Here is a 17644-nt window from a genome sequence, read left to right as displayed (position 1 = left end):
GAAGCGGAACTCCACCACGTTGTGGGCCGGATCAACATCTCGGGGTCGCCGGCAGGTTGGCGACGGCGTTCGGGGCCCAGAAAGGTCCCCAAGCTGCGTCGGCATGCAAGTTCGACGTTGATCCGAAGTCGGCGGAGTGCACAGGTGTCCGACTCAGGCACTCCACAGCGAACTCTTGCTCTGCCAGTCGCTCGGAGCACCTATATGGATGATCGGAATCGCCTGGATGGAGGGGAAGCTCTTGAGCACAGCAGGAAGAAGCGACTTTCGGCCAACCTGGAGCCGATCAGCGAGGAACTGGAGGAGCGTCAGCTGACCGAACGTCCGGCTCCACTCAGTCGCCGCCGCGTCGAGGTCCGAATGTCGCCCGTAGCGCGGCAGCTTTGGCGAGATCGTGTGAACACGATTGAACAGACGGCCGTGATGCGCGCATGTGTTGCGGATGAGGTTCAGAGCCTTGAGCCAACTTGTCAGCTGCGGCCCGTTCAGCCCGCACACGTTGGCGACCCTGTCCTGAACGTCACGCGGAGCGAAGCCGTACAAGTACGTCAGGCCGCCCCAGTCCAGCAGCTCGACCGCAGCCCAGACCGGTAAACGGCCCTCGTACTTCTGATGATGATGCGCTACGAAGTCCTCGCGCGACCGACCCACCTCGATCTTGTACCCCTCGAGCCAACGCGTGTATCTGTCGCCGCTCCGTGCCGTCGGTCCGAGCTTGCTGGGCTCAAGATGCGCGCACGGATCGACACGCCCCAGTTCGTGACCGAGCAAGGCACGGATGGACAGCTCAACCGGGGCAAGCGCCGCGAAAGTGACCGCACGAAGCCTGGCGTCGAAGTCGTAGAGAGCGACGACATCGCTCAGCCGGGCGCCGGGGAAGAAATCGTCCTGCCGCTCCTGCTGCCCCTGCGCAACGAGCTTCCGGAACGGATACCAGTAACCGCTCAGGCGGTAGTAGTTAACTCGGCGCAGCGTCGCGACGGCGGCGTTGCGATCTCCGACATCCATTCCACGCGCGACAAGCATGTCGACCTGCTGATCGTAGGTCTGGTACTTCTTGACTGCTCCGTGCAAGTAGGCCACCCAAAGACGAGGACCGGCCCTGGACCTACCGAAGTAGGCGGAACCGGTCTTAGTAAGAAAACCATACCTCCGGGGGATGGCGAAACGCAACTCTGAGTGACATGCATCAGTCATCCGCCGCACGCGTCAGCTTGTTCCAAGGTAACGCCCAACTGTCATGAACAAACATCCCGGCTAGGTCACCTAGACGTTGAAGCGGAACTCCACCACGTCGCCGTCGGCCATGATGTAGTCCTTGCCCTCGATCCGGACCTTGCCGGCGGACTTCGCGGCGGCCATCGAGCCGGCCTCCATCAGGTCGGTGAAGGAGACGATCTCGGCCTTGATGAAGCCGCGCTGGAAGTCGGTGTGGATGACTCCGGCGGCCTCGGGGGCGGTGGCGCCCTTCTTGATCGTCCAGGCCCGGGACTCCTTGGGGCCGGCGGTCAGGTAGGTCTGCAGGCCGAGGGTCTGGAAGCCGACCCGGGCCAGCACGTCCAGGCCCGGCTCCTCGACGCCCATCTCGGCGAGCATCTCGCGGGCCTCGTCCTCGTCGCCGAGCTCGACCAGCTCGGCCTCGAACTTGGCGTCCAGGAAGATCGCCTCGGCGGGGGCGACCAGGTCGCGCATCTGCTGCTTCAGCGCCTCGTCGGCGAGCTCGTCGGCGTCGCAGTTGAAAACGAAGATGTACGGCTTGGCCGTCATCAGCATCAGTTCACGGATCGCGTCGCGGTCGACGTCGGTGGCGCTGATCGGCGTACCGGCCTCGAGGTGCTTCTGCGCCTCGCGGACCGCCTCGAGTACGGCGACGCTCTCCTTCTTCAGCCTGGATTCCTTCTCCAGCCGCGGGATCGCCTTCTCGACGGTCTGCAGGTCGGCCAGGATCAGCTCGGTCTGGATCGTCGAGATGTCGCTCGCCGGATCCACCTTGCCGTCGACGTGGGTGACGTCGTCGTCGCGGAAGACCCGCGTCACCTGGCAGATCGCGTCACCCTCGCGGATGTGGCTGAGGAACTTGTTGCCCAGCCCCTCGCCCTCCGACGCGCCCCGGACGATGCCGGCGATGTCGACGAACTGCACGGTGGCCGGCAGCTGCTTGGCCGATCCGAACAGCTCGGCGAGCTTGCCCAGCCGAGGGTCCGGTACGCCGACCACTCCGACGTTGGGCTCGATCGTGGCGAACGGGTAGTTCGCCGCGAGCACGTTGTTCTTGGTCAGCGCGTTGAAGAGCGTGGACTTGCCCGCATTGGGGAGCCCGACGATTCCGATGGAGAGTGCCACGGGCAGCAAGACTACGCGGCGCAGTGCGCTCGACCTAAATCACAAACGCCTCCAGTTCCGCGCCGTACCAGCGGCCGGTCAGCCCGAGCGGCCGCATCCCGAGCCGGCGGCAGACCGCGAGTGACGGTGCGTTGTCCGGCCGGACCACCGCATGGATCTCACCGAGACCCGCCTTGAAGCCGTGCCCGATCGCCCCGCGCGCGGCCTCGGTCGCCAGCCCACGCCCCCACGCGTCGGGATGGAAATGCCAGCCCACCTCCACTTCGCCCGCCGAAGACGGCCCTTCGGGCAACGGCACCAGAAGAACAGTCCCCGCGACCGTTCCGGACGCCTTTTCCTCGACCGCCCAGATCCCGTGCACAGGATCCTCGTTCCGCGTGTTCCACCGCTCGATCACCCGCGTCGCGGCGTCCCGATCGGTCATCACCCGAGGGTCCGCGCCGAGCCAGCGCGACACCTCCCACCGGCGGTAGATGTCGAACACCCGGTCACCATCGGAGTCCGCCCAGTCCCGCACGACCAGCCGGTCCGTCTCGTAGACCACCTTCGGAGCCATCGGCACCTCCATCCGTTGGAAGTGATCTATCCGTCCCAACCAGCGCAGAGCAAGCGGCGTCTCCTATCTGTGACCAGTTGGAGAGCTCGCCCTGCCCTGCCCTCACGCTTCGCGTTCGCCGGTTCACAGTTCCTGCGGTTCGGGCTGATCCAGCTCGTCTCCTGCCTCTTTCCCGGCGCGCTCTTCGCCGGCCTGGCGATCTCGAAGTACGTCGCGCTGCCGATCCCCCGGTACGACGCCCTGCTGATCTACTGCCTGCTGCTCACGATCGGGTTCTGGCTGGCCGGCCTGGAGACCTGGCGCGAACTCGCGGTGATCTTCGGCTTCCACCTGATCGGCCTGGCCCTGGAACTGTTCAAGGTCCACGTCGGCTCCTGGCAGTACCCCGGTGACGCGGCGACGAAGTTCGGGGGCGTCCCGTTGTTCGCAGGCTTCATGTACGCGGCGGTCGGCAGCTACATCTGTCAGGCGTGGCGCCGGTTCGACCTGCGGGTGAGCGGCTACCGCCCGATCCTCACCACCGCGATCGCGGTACTGATCTACGCGAACTTCTTCACCCACCACTGGATCGCCGACCTGCGCGTCCCGATCGCCCTGGCCCTGCTGCTCGTCCTCCGGCACACCTGGGTCTTCTACACCGTCGGCACCCAGCGGTACCGGATGCCACTGGCCCTGTCGTTCGTGCTGATCGGCTTCTTCCTCTGGATCGCGGAGAACTTCGGCACCTTCCTGGACGCCTGGAACTATCCCGACCAGGTCAGTGTCTGGCGCCTCGTGCACCCGGCCAAGTTCGGCGCCTGGGCGCTGCTGGTCAGCATGAGCTTCGTGCTGGTCGCGAGCGTGAAGTCGTTGGAGGGAAGGCTCTACCACCGCGGCACGCTCGCCACCGTCGCGACTCCCCGAGCGACTGAGATCTCCCCGCAACACAGCCGTGCCAACCGGGTCAGGACCCAGGGCGTCTCATCTACGGAAAGCAGTGAGGCTCCTTGAGGGGGAGCGTTTTCTGGGGAAACATCCGCCTGATCCGCAAGGGAGCATCATGTCCCGAAAGCTTGCCGCCGTCATCGGTACCGCCGTCGCGACCGCCCTGGTCGCCGGTGCACTGATCGCGTCGGCGCTGGGGAACGCCAACCAGCCCAAGCCCACTTCGGCCGCCGGACCGAGCGGCACCCCGCCGTCGGTACCGGCCGAGACACCGACGCCGACGCCCACCACCCCAGGCGCACCGGACACCGGCAAGCCCCGACCGCCGGCGGGTGACCCGACGCTCGCCGCCTCGGCGGGCAACAAGAAGGTGCTGTTCTTCAGTTTCGACGACGGCCCCGACCCGGTCTGGACGCCGCGGATCCTGCAGGTGCTGGCGAAGTACGGCGCGCACGCCACCTTCTTCCAGCTCGGCGCCATGCAGGCGGCGCATCCCGGGCTGCGCGAACAGATCATTGCCGCCGGCAACACCATCGGCAGCCACTCGATCTCGCATCCACAACTGACCGCCGTCGCGCCGGCCAAGCGCCATCACGAGATCTTCGACGGTCCGCGCTCGAAGTGCTTCCGGCCACCGTTCGGCGCCTCGAACCCCACGGTCCGCGCCGAGATCAAGGCGGCCGGCATGGTCGAGGTGCTCTGGGACGTCGATCCGCGCGACTGGGCCCGGCCTGGAACGCAGGTGATCGTCGACAACATCCTCACCCACGCACGGAAGCGCAACATCATCCTGCTGCACGACGGCGGCGGCGACCGCTCCCAGACCGTGGCGGCGCTCGACAAGGCACTGAGAATTCTCCGGAAGCAGGGCTACACCTTCGCCGCGATGGCCTGCTGACGGCGGGCTTGCTCTCAAGTCCACTTGAACTATTACGGTCCACCAATGAACACGACCACGAACGGCTCCTGGCGCGAACTCCTCGGCCGTACCTACGCTCCGGTGGCGGTGGTGCTGGCCGGCGGAGTGCTGATGGAGGCCAGCACCGTCTACCTCACCACCAGCCTGCTGCCGACCATCGTCGGTGACATCGGCGGCGCCGGCTTCTACGCCTGGACGATGACCGCCTTCCTGGTCGCCTCGGTGATCAGCTCGATGCTGGTCAGCCGCATCCTCACCACCCGCGGCTCGATGATCGCCTATCTGCTGGCCTTCGGGCTGTTCGGTCTCGGCTCGCTGATCGCCGCGGCCAGCCCGGGGATCGGCGTCTTTCTCGCCGGTCGCGCCGTCCAGGGCTTCGGCGGCGGACTTCTCGCCGGACTCGGCTACGCGCTGATCCAGCGGGCACTGCCCGAGCGGCTGTGGGCCAAGGGTGCCGCGCTGGTCTCGGCGATGTGGGGTGTCGGCAACCTGGTGGGGCCGGCGGCCGGTGGGGTCTTCGGGCAGTTCGGCGTGTGGCGACCGGCTTTCGGTCTCCTCGTCGTACTGGCGGCGGTGCTGATGATCGTCGTCGTACGGGTGCTGCCCCGGACCGAGCGGTCGGCGTCCAGCTCCGCGGTGCCGGGCATCTCGCTGGTCCTGCTGACCTCGGCCGTGGCGATGGTCAGTGTCGCGAGCATCGTGCCGGCCGGCATCGCGACCGCAGCCACCCTGATCGTCGGGCTGGGGCTCGGCGCCGTCTTCGTGCTGCACGAGCGGACAGCCAAGGCCGCCGTGCTGCCGCGTGTCACCTTCGCGCCGGGCACCGCGCTGAAGTGGGTCTACCTGACCGTCGGAATCCTTGCCTTCGGCATCGGAACCGAGGCCTTCATTCCGCTGTTCGGTCAGGAGCTCGGAGCGCTGTCGCCGCTGCTGGCCGGCTTCCTCGGCGCGGCCCTGTCCCTCGGCTGGTCGCTGAGTCAGACCGTCAGCGCGAGCGCCGAGCGCCCCGCCGTCGTCCGCCGGCTGGTCATCGGCGGACCAGCGTTGCTGGCGGTCGGACTGGCCGCGTACGCCGTACTGCAGCAGTCCGGGCCGTCTGTACTCGTGGTGGTGCTCTGGTTCGTGACCCTGTTCGCGGCGGGCGCCGGAATCGGCATCGCCTTCCCGCACTTGGCCGTTGCCGCCTTCAGCAGCGTCGGGGACGAGGAAGAAGCATCGAAGGCCTCAGCCGGTATCAACACCGTCTTCCTGATGGCGAGCGCCTTCAGCGCGGCCCTGGCCGGCGTACTGGTCAAGCTCGGTGAGCCGTCCGTGCTCTCCTCCGCCCGCTGGTTGCTCTTCGTCTTCGCCGCCGCGGCTCTGATCGGCGCGTTCCCCGCCTGGCGGATCACCCGTTCCCGGGCCGCCCGGCAGACCGAAGAGCCGCAACTCACACACTGACGTCAGGCGGTACCGGGCTTGTCATCCAGAAATTGTCGGCGGCGTCTGCGACTGTCTGTGACATGACCGGTACCGCGGTTCTGCTGCTGTTGGTGTTCTTGCTGGTCGGGCTCGGGCTCGGCTGGGTGTTCGGCGTGCTCTGGTCGCGCGGGCGGGACGGCGCCTCGCTGGCGCGCATCACCGCCGAGCGCGATGCGGCCGAGGACCGGGTGGTCGAGCTCACCCAGGAGCGGACGACGGTCGGGCAACAGATGTCGGGGCAGGCGGTCGTCAAGGAGGCGCTCGATCGGTTGCATGCCGAGCTGAGCCAGTTGGAGAAGGGCCGCGCGGCCTGGCAGAGCCAACTGCACCAACAGGTGAACGAGGTGCGGATGAGCGGCGAGGCGTTGCGTCGTGAGACGGCGTCGCTGTCCACCGCGCTGCGGAAGCCGCAGGTGCGAGGGCGCTGGGGCGAGCTGCACCTGCGCCGGACCGTCGAGCTGGCCGGCATGGTCGCGCACTGCGACTTCACCGAACAGACCACGACCGTGGGCGACGACGGCCTGTTGCGCCCCGACATGGTGGTCAGGCTTGCCGAGGGCAAGAACCTGGTGGTCGACTCCAAGGTGCCGCTGGCCGCGTTCCTGGAGGCGGCCGAGAGCGACGACGCAGACTTCCGGGAGGAGCGTCTGCGAGCCCACGCGCGCCACCTCCGGACCCACGTCGACCAGCTCTCCGCGAAGGCCTACTGGTCGAGACTGCCCTCGACCCCGGAGTTCGTCATCCTCTTCGTCCCCGGCGAGTCGTTCCTGTCCGCCGCCCTCGACATCGAGCCGTCCCTGCTCGAGTACGCCGCCGAACGCCGCGTCATCCTGGCCACCCCCACCACCCTGATCGCCACCCTCCGCGCTGCCGCCTACGCCTGGAACCAGTCGGCGCTGACCGAGTCGGCCCAGCAGGTCTTCGAGCTCGGCCGTGAACTCTACGAACGCCTCGGCACCATGGGCGACCACCTCAACAAGGTCGGCCGCTCCCTCACCTCCGCCGTCGACGCCTACAACAGCACCGTCGGCTCGTTCGAACGCCGCGTCTTCACCACCGCCCGCAAGCTCCGCGACCTGCACGTCACCGAGGCCGAGCTGACCGCGATGGAGTCGATCGAGGCCTCGGCCCGTCCGCTGACCGCCCCGGAGTTCCTGGCGATCGAAGACACCACGCCCGACACCCACCGCTGGCTTCCCGGACCGACCATCGACAAGACCCACCGCGAGCCGCCACCCTTGCCGGGCTTCGACACCCAAACCGGTTGAGGCACCGGCCCTGACGGTCAGGCCGACAGCTCGTCGAGCGACAGACCGAAGCCGGGGCGATCGGGGACGGTCAGCTCGCCGTCCTTCCAGAGGTAGCCGCTGGTGTCGACGCCGGGCGTCTCCCCCGGGACGCCTTCGATGGTGTCAACGGATCCGAGACCGGCCGCCAGCTGGGCGGCGTACAGGGTTTTGAGAGGTAGTCCCCAGGCGTGCGGTGACGCATGGGCACCGAGTTCCGCGATACGCGGCATCACGGAGCGCCAGCTGGTCAGGCCGAACGAGACGACGTCCATCAGCAGTACGTCGATGTCTCCGCGCCCGGTGATCTCCAGCAGGCTGTCCAGCTCGGGGTTGCTTTCGCCCTCCGCGATCAGCGTCGCCGATTCTGCCTCGGTCAGGTACTTCCGCAACCGGGCGAGATCGTCCGCGTCATCGAGGAATGGCTCCTCGACCCAGTACAACCCACAGTCGTCGACCGCCCGCAGGTATTCGAGGAAGCCGTCGCAGTCGTAGCCGTCATTGGCATCCACCAGAATGCGATGCTCCGGATACGCCTCTCGCACCGCCCGCGTCACCTCGATGTCGCGGACATCACCGGCTGCGCGCTCCATCCACCGGTTGCCCCGCCCGATCTTCAGCTTGAACGCGCGGTAGCCCGCCGCATCGTCCGCGGCGCAGTCGGCCAGTACCGCGCCGACACCAGCAGGCGCCTCGTCCGGATCGAGGTCAGCGAAGTAGATCGCCCCGTCGTACGCCGGCACCGTCGTCCGCCCGAGCCCACCCAGCAACGCATGAACCGGCAGATCCTCGATCTGGCCGACCAGATCGTGCAACGCGAAATCCAGCCCTCGAAGCGATTCGTCCAGCACCCCGACGTCCGGGTCGATCAACTCCCCGACAGCCCGCCCGACCACGCCGTCGACCGCCACCGGTCCGGCTGCCAGTCCCCACCCGACCTTCCCGGAGTCGGTCCGCACCACCACGACGCCATCCTCACCGCCGCTCCCGTGACTCCCCAGCCGCGCGTTCCGCCCCACCACCCGCGGATACCGCGACCGAACACTCGAGAACTCTACGCTCCGGACGTACTCCCGCTCCAAGGTCATGTCCTGAGCATTGACCCGCTCGCCGCGGAAGAAACACCTCACTTCCGCACCAGGTCGGCATATCAAGCGTCGGAAAGCCGCCACCGTCCAGGTGTTGACATGGCCGACGGCTCGTCCAAGTATGAGAGCGCTCTCACTCGTCCGGCGCTCCACCGTCCCCGTCGGGCGAGCAGTGGGTACCGCCCGCCCCCGGCGGTGACTGCGCCCTGGTAACGCAGTCCCTCTAGTGGTTGTCCGGTGCTCCGCCTTCTCTCGCACGGGACAAACCTGAGGAGGACTTGTGCACATCAAACGCAAACTACTGGCGGTTCTTGCCGCCGCGAGCACCATCGCCGCCGGGCTGATCGCGACCGTCGCGATGCCGGCCAGCGCAGTACCGTCGACCATTCCGCTGACCATTTCGAACAACTCCGGTCGCGGCGACACGGTCTACATCTACAACCTCGGCACCAACCTGCAGACCGGCCAGCAGGGCTGGGCCGACGCGAACGGCACCTTCCACGCCTGGCCGGCCGGCGGCAACCCGCCCACCCCGGCTCCGGACGCCTCGATCGCCGGCCCCCGCGCCGGGCAGTCGATCACGATCCGGATGCCGAAGTTCTCCGGCCGGGTCTACTTCTCCTACGGCCAGAAGCTGGTCTTCAAGCTGACCACCGGCGGTCTGGTGCAGCCCGCGGTCCAGAACCCGAGTGACCCCAACCGCAACATCCAGTTCAGCTGGACCGAGTACACGCTGAACGACTCCGGCCTGTGGATCAACAGCACCCAGGTCGACATGGTCTCCGTCCCGTACGCCGTCGGCGTGAAGCAGGGCAACGGAAACACGCTGACCACCGGTCACCTCAAGCCCGGTGGCCTCAACGCCTTCTTCAACGGGCTCCGCAACCAGCCCGGCGGCTGGGCCAACCTGATCCAGACAGCACCCAACGGCACCCCGCTGCGCGCGCTCGCGCCGCTGTACGCCGTCGAGACCGGCGCGCTGCCGGCCAACATCCTGGACGACTATGTCAACCGGGTCTGGTCGAAGTACAGCTCGCAGACGCTGACCGTCACGCCGTTCGGCGACCAGCCGAACATCAAGTACTTCGGGCGCGTCTCCGGCAACGTCATGAACTTCACCAACTCCTCCGGCGCCGTGGTCACCTCGTTCCAGAAGCCGAACGCGACCAGCATCTTCGGTTGCGCCGGTCTGCTCGACGCCCCGAACGACCTGGTCCGCGGTCCGATCTCCCGCACCCTGTGCGCGGGCTTCAACCGGTCCACGCTGCTGACCAACCCGAACCAGCCGGACGCGAACAACTCGAACTTCTACAAGGACAGCGTCACCAACCACTACTCCAAGCTGATCCACGCGCAGATGGTGGACGGCAAGGCCTACGGCTTCGCCTTCGACGACGTCGGCGCGCACGAGGCCCTCGTCCACGACGGCAACCCGCAGCAGGCCTTCATCACGCTCGACCCCTTCAGCTGAAGAACGCTCTAGCTGACAGGTAACGATCACCGAAAGACCACACCCCGGGTCCCCCGTCGCTGCCCGCGCGAGGACCCGGGGTGTTCCTTCGCCCCGGCGGCCTCAGTAGGCCAGCGTGAAGCGCCGACGGCGGTTGGCCGGCGTCTCGAGCTCGTCCAGCAGCGCTACGGCGTAGTCCTCGGCGGAGATCTCGCCACCGACCGGCTCGTCGGCGCCGAGCTTGAAGGCGCCGGTCCGCTCGCCGGGCGCGATCACCGGAGCAGGTGACAGCAGCGTCCAGTCGACGCCCGCCGGAGTCGCGCGCAAGGTCTCGAGGACCGTCGACTGAACCAGCGCCTCGGCCTTGTAGATCTCCGGGAACTCCGGGTCGTCCACCAAACGCTTGCCATTAGCAACCAAACTGCCTGCGCCGCCGACCACCACCAGCCGCGCTCCGTCGGCGGCAGCGATCAGGTTGTCCACGGCCGCCAAAAACTCCTGCGGATCACCACCGGTCCGGCTCGGCCCGATCGCCGACACCAGCACGTCGACCGAGGAAGCGATCTCCTTCACCGCCGCGGCATCGTTCGCGCTGCCGACCACGGCCCGGACGCCGGCCGGCTGCTCGCCACCGGACCGGGTGATGCCGACCACCTCATGGCCCCGGCTGACCGCCTCGGCGGCAACCCGGCTTCCGATCATTCCGCTCGCACCGTAGATCGCGATCTTCACAGCAACTCTCCTTGGGTCTTCCGGGACTCGACGACGCCGACAGTAACCATTGGTAACTGGCTACTTCAACGTGCTATAAGTACCTTGTGGTAACCAATGCAGCAGAAGAGCTCTTCGGCCGAGGCAACGTCTTCGATCCCGACTGCCCGACCCGGCTGGTGCTGGACCGGATCGGCGACAAGTGGACCGTGCTCGTCGTTCTGCTGCTCAGCGACGGCCCCCGCCGGTTCACCGAACTGCGCGACGGCATCGGCCGGGTCGCCCCCAAGGTGCTCACCCAAACCCTGCGCCGGCTCGAACGCGACGGCCTGGTCAGCCGCGAGGTGTTCGCCGAAGTACCGCCCCGGGTGGTCTACACGCTGACCCCGATGGGTGAGTCGCTGATCAAGCCGATCCGGGCCGTCACCGAATGGGCCGAGGAGCACATGCCGGCCATCTCGGCCGCACAGCACGGTTACGACCTGAACTCCGCCTGATCACGACTCGCCGCCGCTGAGGATCTGCCCGACCCGGCCGGACCGGCCAGTTCACCGCCACCAGGACCGCGAGGATCGTGGTGCGTTGAGGCTCAGGCGTGGTCGGAGGTGCCCGTGGTCGCCATCCCGGCGGCCTTGAGGTCGGCGCGCAGCTCACGCGGCAGGGAGAAGACCAGGCTCTCCTGCGCCGTCGTGACCTCCTGCACCTCGCCGTACCCGCGCTCGGCGAGCCAGCTCAGCACGTCGCGCACCAGCAGTTCGGGCACGCTCGCGCCGCTGGTGACGCCGACCGTGTCGACACCCTCCAGCCACGCCTCGTCGATCTCCTTGGCGTAGTCGACCAGGTAGCCGGCCTGGGCGCCGTGCTCGACCGCGACCTCGACCAGGCGGACCGAGTTCGACGAGTTGCGCGAACCGACCACGATCATCAGGTCGACGTCGGGCGCCATCTTCTTGACCGCGACCTGCCGGTTCTGGGTGGCGTAGCAGATGTCGTCGCTCGGCGGGTTCTCCAGCTTCGGGAAACGCTCGCGCAACCGGCGTACGGTCTCCATCGTCTCGTCCACCGAGAGCGTGGTCTGCGACAGCCAGACCACCTTCTCCGGATCGCGGACCACGACCTTCGGTACGTCGCCCGGGCCGTCCACCAGGTGCACGTGCTCCGGCGCCTCGCCGCTGGTGCCGATCACTTCCTCGTGCCCGTCGTGGCCGATCAGCAGGATGTCGTAGTCGACCGCGGCGAACCGCCTCGCCTCGTGGTGCACCTTGGTCACCAGCGGGCAGGTCGCGTCGATCGTCTTGAGCTGCCGGGCGGCCGCCTCCTGGTGCACCACCGGCGCGACGCCGTGCGCGGAGAAGATCACCGTCTCACCCTCGGGCACCTCGTCGGTCTCGTCGACGAAGATCGCGCCGCGCTCCTGCAGCGTGGAGACGACGTGCTTGTTGTGCACGATCTCCTTGCGCACGTAGACCGGCGGGCCGTACAGATCCAGGGCCTTCTCGACCGCCACCACAGCCCGGTCCACCCCCGCGCAATAACCGCGCGGTGCCGCGAGAAGCACCCGCTTGGTCTTCAGCGCGGTCGGGATACCAGGACTTTCAGGCTGGGCAGTCACAGCCCCATCGTACGGGGCACTGCTGAACAGCCCACCCGCCGTGGTCCAGATCACGCACCCGGGGCCAACGAAGAAGGAGTCGCCCGCCCTGTCCGGGCGACTCCTCTCCAGGAGGTGATTTCTGCTTCAAGAATGCGCCGCACCGCCCCTCGAAGCAAAGGATTTTCGCGATCGTCTCCTCCTCCGCGTCGCCCTCGGTCGCCTGATACCCGAACACCTGCCAGCGGGGGTTGACCGGGATTGTCCGCCGGGCCCCGTAGAGTCGCCGGGTGGCATTGGAGACCTCGCCGGACGCGCCCGCGGCCGTTCGGACGATCGCGAACGGCATCGCCGGCTGGATCAATCAGCTCGGCGCCGTCTGGGTGGAAGGGCAGCTGACGGACGTCTCGGTGGGGCGAGGGGTCTCGACCGTTTTCGGCACCCTGCGCGACACCGACGCCGACATCTCGCTGCGGTTCACCTGCAACCGGCGGATCTTCGAGTCGGTGGATCCCCCGGTGACCGACGGCTCCCGGGTCGTGGTGCACGCGAAGCCCAACTTCTTCGCGAAGCGCGGAACCCTCGCGCTGGCGGTGAGCGAGATCCGGCACGTCGGCATCGGCGAACTGCTGGCCCGGATCGAGCGGCTCAAACAACTGCTGGCCGCCGAAGGGCTCTTCGAGACGTACCGGAAGCAGAAGCTGCCGTTCCTGCCGCACACCATCGGCCTGATCTGTGGCCGCGACTCGGCCGCCGAGCGCGACGTCCTGGAGAACGCGAAGCGGCGCTGGCCGGCCGTGGCCTTTCGCGTCGAGTACGCGTCGGTCCAGGGGCCCGCCGCGGCGGGCGAGGTGATGACCGCGCTGCGCCGGCTGGACGCGGACGAGTCGGTCGAGGTGATCGTGATCGCCCGCGGCGGCGGCTCGCTCGAAGACCTGCTCCCGTTCTCCGACGAGGGCCTGATCCGCGCCGTCTCCCAAGCCCGTACGCCGATCGTCAGCGCCATCGGTCACGAGCCCGACTCGCCCCTGCTCGACCTGGTCGCCGACCTCCGCGCCTCGACCCCGACCGACGCCGCCAAGCGGATCGTGCCGGACGTACGCGAGGAGCTCGACGGCGTACGGCTGCTGCGTGAGCGTGGTTCGCGCGCCATCCACGGCTGGCTGGACCGCGAGACCCACGCGCTGGCCGCGATCCGCAGCCGCCCGTCACTGGCCGCCCCCGGCACCGACCTGCAGCGGCGCTCCGACGAGATCTCCGCGCTCGTCGACCGGAGCCGGCGCACGCTGACCCATCGCCTCGACCGCGCCGGCGACGACCTCGCCCACCGGCTCGCCAGCGTCCGAGCGCTGTCCCCCAAGGCAACCCTCGAACGCGGCTACTCCGTCCTTCAGCTGGCCGACGGCACCGCGATCCGGGAGCTCAGCCAGGTCTCCACCGGAGACACCCTCAACGCCCGCGTCACCGACGGCCGCTTCGACGTCGAAGTAAAGGAACTCCAATGACCAAGAAGGCCGAGCCCGCTGCCCGCCCCGAGCTCTCCTACGAGCAGGCCCGCGAGGAACTCGTCGAGGTCGTCCGCAAGCTCGAAGCCGGCGGCACCACCCTCGAAGACTCCCTGGCCCTCTGGGAACGCGGCGAAGAACTCGCCACCACCTGCCAGCAATGGCTCGACGGCGCCCGCAAACGCCTCGCGGAAGCCCAATCCACCCACGACGAAAAGCCGGACGCCTAACAAGTCAGCGGCGTACACAACGACAGGCAGTAGTCCGCAGAGAGCGGCCGTCGGAGGACTGCGTGAGCGTGACGCCGGCGACGCCTGGCGACTACTGCCTGTCGCTGTGTACGCAGGCCGGCGGTCAGACGCGGCGGCGGCGTGAGGTTCGGCGGGTCAGGCGGCCGCGGGTCGGGACTGAGGAAGGCGGGACGACCGGGGTCTCGAAGCCCAGGGCGTCGGGTTGGGCGATCAGCGACCGGTAGTCGTCCCAGTTCTCGACCCGGAGCGGAATGTTGCCTGCGGCATCTACATCGGTGACCGGATGCCGGCTCGCCTCGACCAGGCCCCAGATGTCCTGGTCGTGCCGCAACTGCCCCAGCTCACCGAAGAGTTCCCGGCCGAACCAGCACGGGTGGCCGCGGCCGTCGTCGTACCGGGTCACGCCGATCGGCGTCGCCGGGCCGGCCACCTCGGCGACCAAGGTCCAGACAGTGGCCGAGTTCACGCCTGGCTGGTCGCCCAGCATCACCACAACGCCGTCGGTACGCCGGTCGACCACCTCCAGCGCCGGCACGATCGACGAACTCCCCGTGTCGGCGTGCGGCGACTCGACCACTCGCACGCCGTTCAGGTCGACGCGCTCGCGGACCTGTTCGGACGCCGTCCCGAGGGTGACGATCAACTGGTCGAAGCCACAGTCCCGCGCGGTCTCCAGCGAAGCGCCCAGCAGCGTGCCCCCGTGATAGGCCAGCAACTGCTTCGGTACGCCGAGCCGCGGCGCTCCCTCGGCGGCCAGGACCAGTCCGGTGACGAACACGCCGCATCAGCTCCCGAGCCCGCTGATGCTGTTCATTCCAGGCTCCCTCGCCGCTGCCGATCCGACGATTGGATCGTGCGACGGCTCGGCATGTCAACGGCTGAACAAGTTCGCCGAATTCAGCGCAACGTCGCAGCAAACGTTTCAAGCGCCTGATATCCGGCATTTCCGGTGACAATGGTGGTGACACCGGAGCCGATCAGGACCAGCGCGTGCTCGTTCTTGCGGTCCAGCAGGGTTTTGCGCTGCCAGACCACGCCGGCCACGGTCGACGTACCGTCGTCGGAGGTCTTTCCGAGTTCGTCGGTCTGGAATCCCTTGCTGGTGACGTTGGACTGCTCCAGCCCGACGTATTTCTTCTGGTCGGTGACAATTCCCAGGTGCCAGGTGATCGGGCTTTGCTGCGGCGCCCGGAATTCCACGTTCGTGGCGGTCCAGCCGGCCGGCATCGGCTCGGGGCCGCGGACCCAGGACGCGACCTTGCGGGCGTCCTCGAGCTGGGCCGTGTACTCGATCGCGCGGACCTTCTCCGACTTCGGCCGCCAGGTGACGGCTGCCAGGAAACCCACCACGATGAAGCAGGCCAGCAGCGCCCAGAACATGTTGGTCATCGTCCGCGCCTTGGCCCGGTCGATCTTGTTCTGCGCGCGGTACGCCTCGGCCTCGGCGCGGACCCGGGCCTTCTCCGCGGCGGCCCGCCGCTGCTCCGCCGTCGGCCCTTCACTCGTCGAGCTCATGTGACCAGTGTCCCCCGAGACCGCCAACGGCCCGACACCGGTCGTTGGCTACGATCCGTGCCATGAGCGACCCGACCACTCCCCCTGCCCATCTCGAGGTCGACGAGCACGCCCCCGACCGCAACCTGGCCCTGGAGCTGGTCCGGGTCACCGAGGCAGCCGCGATGGCGGCCGGGCGGTGGGTCGGCCGGGGCGACAAGAACGGCGCCGACGGCGCAGCCGTGAACGCGATGCGCACCCTGATCGGCACCGTCGGCATGAACGGCGTCGTGGTGATCGGCGAGGGCGAGAAGGACAACGCCCCGATGCTCTACAACGGCGAGCAGGTCGGCTCCGGCGACGGGCCCGAGTGCGATGTCGCGGTCGACCCGGTCGACGGTACGACGCTGGTCGCCAAGGGGATGGCCAACGGCATCGCCGTGATGGCGGTGGCGCCGCGCAACACGATGTACGACCCGTCCGCGGTGTTCTACATGGAGAAGCTCGTGGTCGGCCCCGAGGCCGCCGACGTGGTGGACATCCGGCTGCCCGTCTCGGAGAACATCCGCCGGGTCGCCAAGGCGAAGGGTTCCTCGGTCGACGACGTCACCGTCGTCCTGCTCGACCGGCCGCGGCACGACGATCTGGCCGCGCAGATCCGGGCCACCGGCGCGCGGATCAAGTTCATCAGCGACGGCGACGTGGCCGGCGCGGTCGAGGCGGCCCGGCCGGACACCGGTCTGGACATGCTGATCGGCATCGGCGGTACGCCGGAGGGCATCATCGCCGCCTGCGCGATGAAGTGCATGGGCGGGATGATCCAGGGCCGGCTGTGGCCGAAGGACGACGACGAGCGGCAGAAGGCGATCGACGCCGGCCACGATCTCGACCGGGTGCTGTCCACCGACGACCTGGTCAGCGGCGACGACTGCTTCTTCGTCGCCACCGGCATCACCGACGGCGAACTGCTCCGCGGCGTCCGCTACCGCAGCGCGATCGCGCGCACCCACTCGCTGGTGATGCGCTCGCGCAGCGGCACGATCCGCAGCATCGAGAGCGAGCACCAGCTGTCGAAACTGCGCGCGTACTCCGCCATCGACTTCGAGCACGCCCGGTGACGGCACCCGTCCTCGTCATCGGCGAGGCGCTCGTGGACATCGTCTCCACCGGCCCGGGCACCGGCTCCACCCGGAACGGGAAGACCGGCAGCAAGGCGACCCCCGGCGGTTCGCCGGCCAACGTCGCGGTCGGCCTGGCCCGGCTCGGCCTGCCGACCGAGCTCGTCACCCGCTTCGGCACCGACCCGTACGGCGACCAGCTCGGCGCCCACCTGTTCGGCAACGGCGTCCAGCTCTCCCCGGGTTCGGTCGATCCGAACTTCCGGACCAGTACCGCGACTGCCACGCTCGACGCCGCGGGAGTCGCGTCGTACCAGTTCGACATCACCTGGGAGCCGCCGAAGCTCTCGCTGCGGCGCGGCAGCCCCGTGGTGCACACCGGCTCGATCGCGACTGTGCTCGAGCCGGGTGCCGCCGCGATCCGGAGCTTCCTCGCATCGCTCGCTGACCAGCCGGTCACGGTGACTCTCGATCCGAACGCACGCCCGACGATCACCCCCGACCCGGTGAGCACCTGGGCCGCAGTACGGGAGCTCGCGGCGTCGGCCGACCTGGTGAAGCTCAGTGACGAGGACTGCGAGTTCTTGCGGCCCGGGTTGTCGCCCGACGAGATCGCTGCCGAACTGCTGACCGTCGAGCGCACCAAGTGCGTAGTGATCACCCGCGGCGGCGACGGCGCGATCGGAATCAGCCGGGAGGCGCGCGTCGAGGTGACGGCACCGGCCATCGAGGTGACCGACACCGTTGGGGCCGGCGACTCCTTCATGTCCGCTCTCATCGCCGGCCTGCAAGCGCGCGGGTTACTGGGCGCAGCACGGCTGAAGGGGCTCGACGAGCGGTCCCTGCACGAGGTGGTCGACTACGCGGTGAAGGCCGCCGCAATCACCTGCACCCGCCACGGCGCCGACCCACCCACGGCCGCCGAGCACTCCGCAACCTGGGGCTGA

The 17644-nt window shown here is 68.3% G+C and carries 18 protein-coding genes; 10 read left to right on the top strand and 8 right to left on the bottom strand.

The features are described 5' to 3' along the window. Positions 1-153: 153 nt before the first annotated feature. The 3 genes from OX958_RS09045 to OX958_RS09035 form a co-directional block, all read right to left on the bottom strand. Positions 154-1083 (bottom strand): Abi family protein, encoded by a 930-nt coding sequence (locus tag OX958_RS09045; RefSeq protein WP_270136764.1) that lies wholly within the window; start codon positions 1081-1083, stop codon positions 154-156. A gap of 183 nt (positions 1084-1266) precedes the next feature. Next, positions 1267-2343 carry a redox-regulated ATPase YchF gene (gene ychF / locus OX958_RS09040; protein ID WP_270136763.1) on the bottom strand — a complete coding sequence of 359 codons (1077 nt, stop codon included), beginning with the start codon at positions 2341-2343 and terminating at the stop codon, positions 1267-1269. A 34-nt stretch (positions 2344-2377) separates the two neighbouring features. Continuing rightward, entirely contained in the window at positions 2378-2899 is a 522-nt protein-coding gene (locus OX958_RS09035) for a GNAT family N-acetyltransferase (RefSeq protein ID WP_270136762.1), read from the bottom strand. 69 nt (positions 2900-2968) lie between these two features. Between OX958_RS09035 and OX958_RS09030 the strand changes: the two genes are divergently transcribed. From OX958_RS09030 to OX958_RS09015, 4 genes are all read left to right on the top strand, one after another. Next, positions 2969-3889 carry a DUF817 domain-containing protein gene (locus tag OX958_RS09030; protein WP_270136761.1) on the top strand — a complete coding sequence of 307 codons (921 nt, stop codon included), beginning with the start codon at positions 2969-2971 and terminating at the stop codon, positions 3887-3889. A 49-nt stretch (positions 3890-3938) separates the two neighbouring features. Further along, positions 3939-4721, top strand: a complete 783-nt coding sequence (locus OX958_RS09025; RefSeq protein WP_270136760.1) for a polysaccharide deacetylase family protein — start codon at positions 3939-3941, stop codon at positions 4719-4721. A 45-nt stretch (positions 4722-4766) separates the two neighbouring features. Continuing rightward, the gene (locus OX958_RS09020) at positions 4767-6182 is read left to right on the top strand and encodes an MFS transporter (RefSeq protein WP_270136759.1); all 1416 of its coding nucleotides are present in this window, start codon (positions 4767-4769) and stop codon (positions 6180-6182) included. Between the two features lie 62 nt (positions 6183-6244). After that, entirely contained in the window at positions 6245-7471 is a 1227-nt protein-coding gene (locus OX958_RS09015) for a DNA recombination protein RmuC (RefSeq protein ID WP_270136758.1), read from the top strand. 17 nt (positions 7472-7488) lie between these two features. Here the strand turns inward: OX958_RS09015 and OX958_RS09010 are convergent, their stop codons facing one another. Further along, positions 7489-8454 carry a mandelate racemase/muconate lactonizing enzyme family protein gene (locus OX958_RS09010; protein ID WP_270136757.1) on the bottom strand — a complete coding sequence of 322 codons (966 nt, stop codon included), beginning with the start codon at positions 8452-8454 and terminating at the stop codon, positions 7489-7491. Positions 8455-8857: 403 nt separating this feature from the next. On the opposite strand from OX958_RS09010, the gene OX958_RS09005 reads away from it, so the two are divergent. After that, positions 8858-10048, top strand: a complete 1191-nt coding sequence (locus OX958_RS09005; RefSeq protein WP_270136756.1) for a glycoside hydrolase family 64 protein — start codon at positions 8858-8860, stop codon at positions 10046-10048. Between the two features lie 102 nt (positions 10049-10150). Here the strand turns inward: OX958_RS09005 and OX958_RS09000 are convergent, their stop codons facing one another. Beyond that, positions 10151-10759, bottom strand: a complete 609-nt coding sequence (locus OX958_RS09000; protein WP_270136755.1) for an NAD(P)-dependent oxidoreductase — start codon at positions 10757-10759, stop codon at positions 10151-10153. A gap of 86 nt (positions 10760-10845) precedes the next feature. Here OX958_RS09000 and OX958_RS08995 point away from each other — a divergent pair, with 86 nt between their 5' ends. Then, the gene (locus tag OX958_RS08995) at positions 10846-11235 is read left to right on the top strand and encodes a winged helix-turn-helix transcriptional regulator (RefSeq protein WP_270136754.1); all 390 of its coding nucleotides are present in this window, start codon (positions 10846-10848) and stop codon (positions 11233-11235) included. Between the two features lie 92 nt (positions 11236-11327). On the opposite strand, the gene OX958_RS08990 is transcribed toward OX958_RS08995, so the two are convergent. Beyond that, complete coding sequence (locus tag OX958_RS08990) at positions 11328-12350, bottom strand: 4-hydroxy-3-methylbut-2-enyl diphosphate reductase (RefSeq protein ID WP_270136753.1); 1023 nt, start codon at positions 12348-12350, stop codon at positions 11328-11330. Between the two features lie 269 nt (positions 12351-12619). Between OX958_RS08990 and xseA the strand changes: the two genes are divergently transcribed. Further along, the gene (xseA, locus tag OX958_RS08985) at positions 12620-13834 is read left to right on the top strand and encodes an exodeoxyribonuclease VII large subunit (protein WP_270136752.1); all 1215 of its coding nucleotides are present in this window, start codon (positions 12620-12622) and stop codon (positions 13832-13834) included. Beyond that, positions 13831-14064 carry an exodeoxyribonuclease VII small subunit gene (locus tag OX958_RS08980; protein WP_270136751.1) on the top strand — a complete coding sequence of 78 codons (234 nt, stop codon included), beginning with the start codon at positions 13831-13833 and terminating at the stop codon, positions 14062-14064. Before xseA ends, OX958_RS08980 begins: the two co-directional genes overlap by 4 nt. Before the next feature lie 124 nt (positions 14065-14188). Here the strand turns inward: OX958_RS08980 and OX958_RS08975 are convergent, their stop codons facing one another. Both OX958_RS08975 and OX958_RS08970 read right to left on the bottom strand, forming a co-directional pair. Then, on the bottom strand, positions 14189-14863 hold the full coding sequence (locus tag OX958_RS08975) for a nucleotidyltransferase family protein (protein WP_270136750.1): 675 nt from the start codon (positions 14861-14863) through the stop codon (positions 14189-14191). 119 nt (positions 14864-14982) lie between these two features. Next, complete coding sequence (locus tag OX958_RS08970) at positions 14983-15600, bottom strand: DUF4245 domain-containing protein (protein ID WP_270136749.1); 618 nt, start codon at positions 15598-15600, stop codon at positions 14983-14985. A gap of 62 nt (positions 15601-15662) precedes the next feature. Between OX958_RS08970 and glpX the strand changes: the two genes are divergently transcribed. Together glpX and OX958_RS08960 are read left to right on the top strand one after the other, a co-directional pair. Continuing rightward, positions 15663-16697 carry a class II fructose-bisphosphatase gene (gene glpX / locus OX958_RS08965; protein WP_270136748.1) on the top strand — a complete coding sequence of 345 codons (1035 nt, stop codon included), beginning with the start codon at positions 15663-15665 and terminating at the stop codon, positions 16695-16697. Beyond that, the gene (locus tag OX958_RS08960) at positions 16694-17644 is read left to right on the top strand and encodes a carbohydrate kinase family protein (RefSeq protein ID WP_270136747.1); all 951 of its coding nucleotides are present in this window, start codon (positions 16694-16696) and stop codon (positions 17642-17644) included. The genes glpX and OX958_RS08960 overlap by 4 nt, the downstream gene beginning before the upstream one ends.

The sequence above is a fragment of the Kribbella sp. CA-293567 genome, from assembly GCF_027627575.1.
In the GTDB taxonomy this organism is placed as follows: Bacteria; Actinomycetota; Actinomycetes; order Propionibacteriales; family Kribbellaceae; genus Kribbella.
Note: the sequence above shows the minus strand (reverse complement) of the source record. Positions and strands in the feature narration are given on the sequence as shown.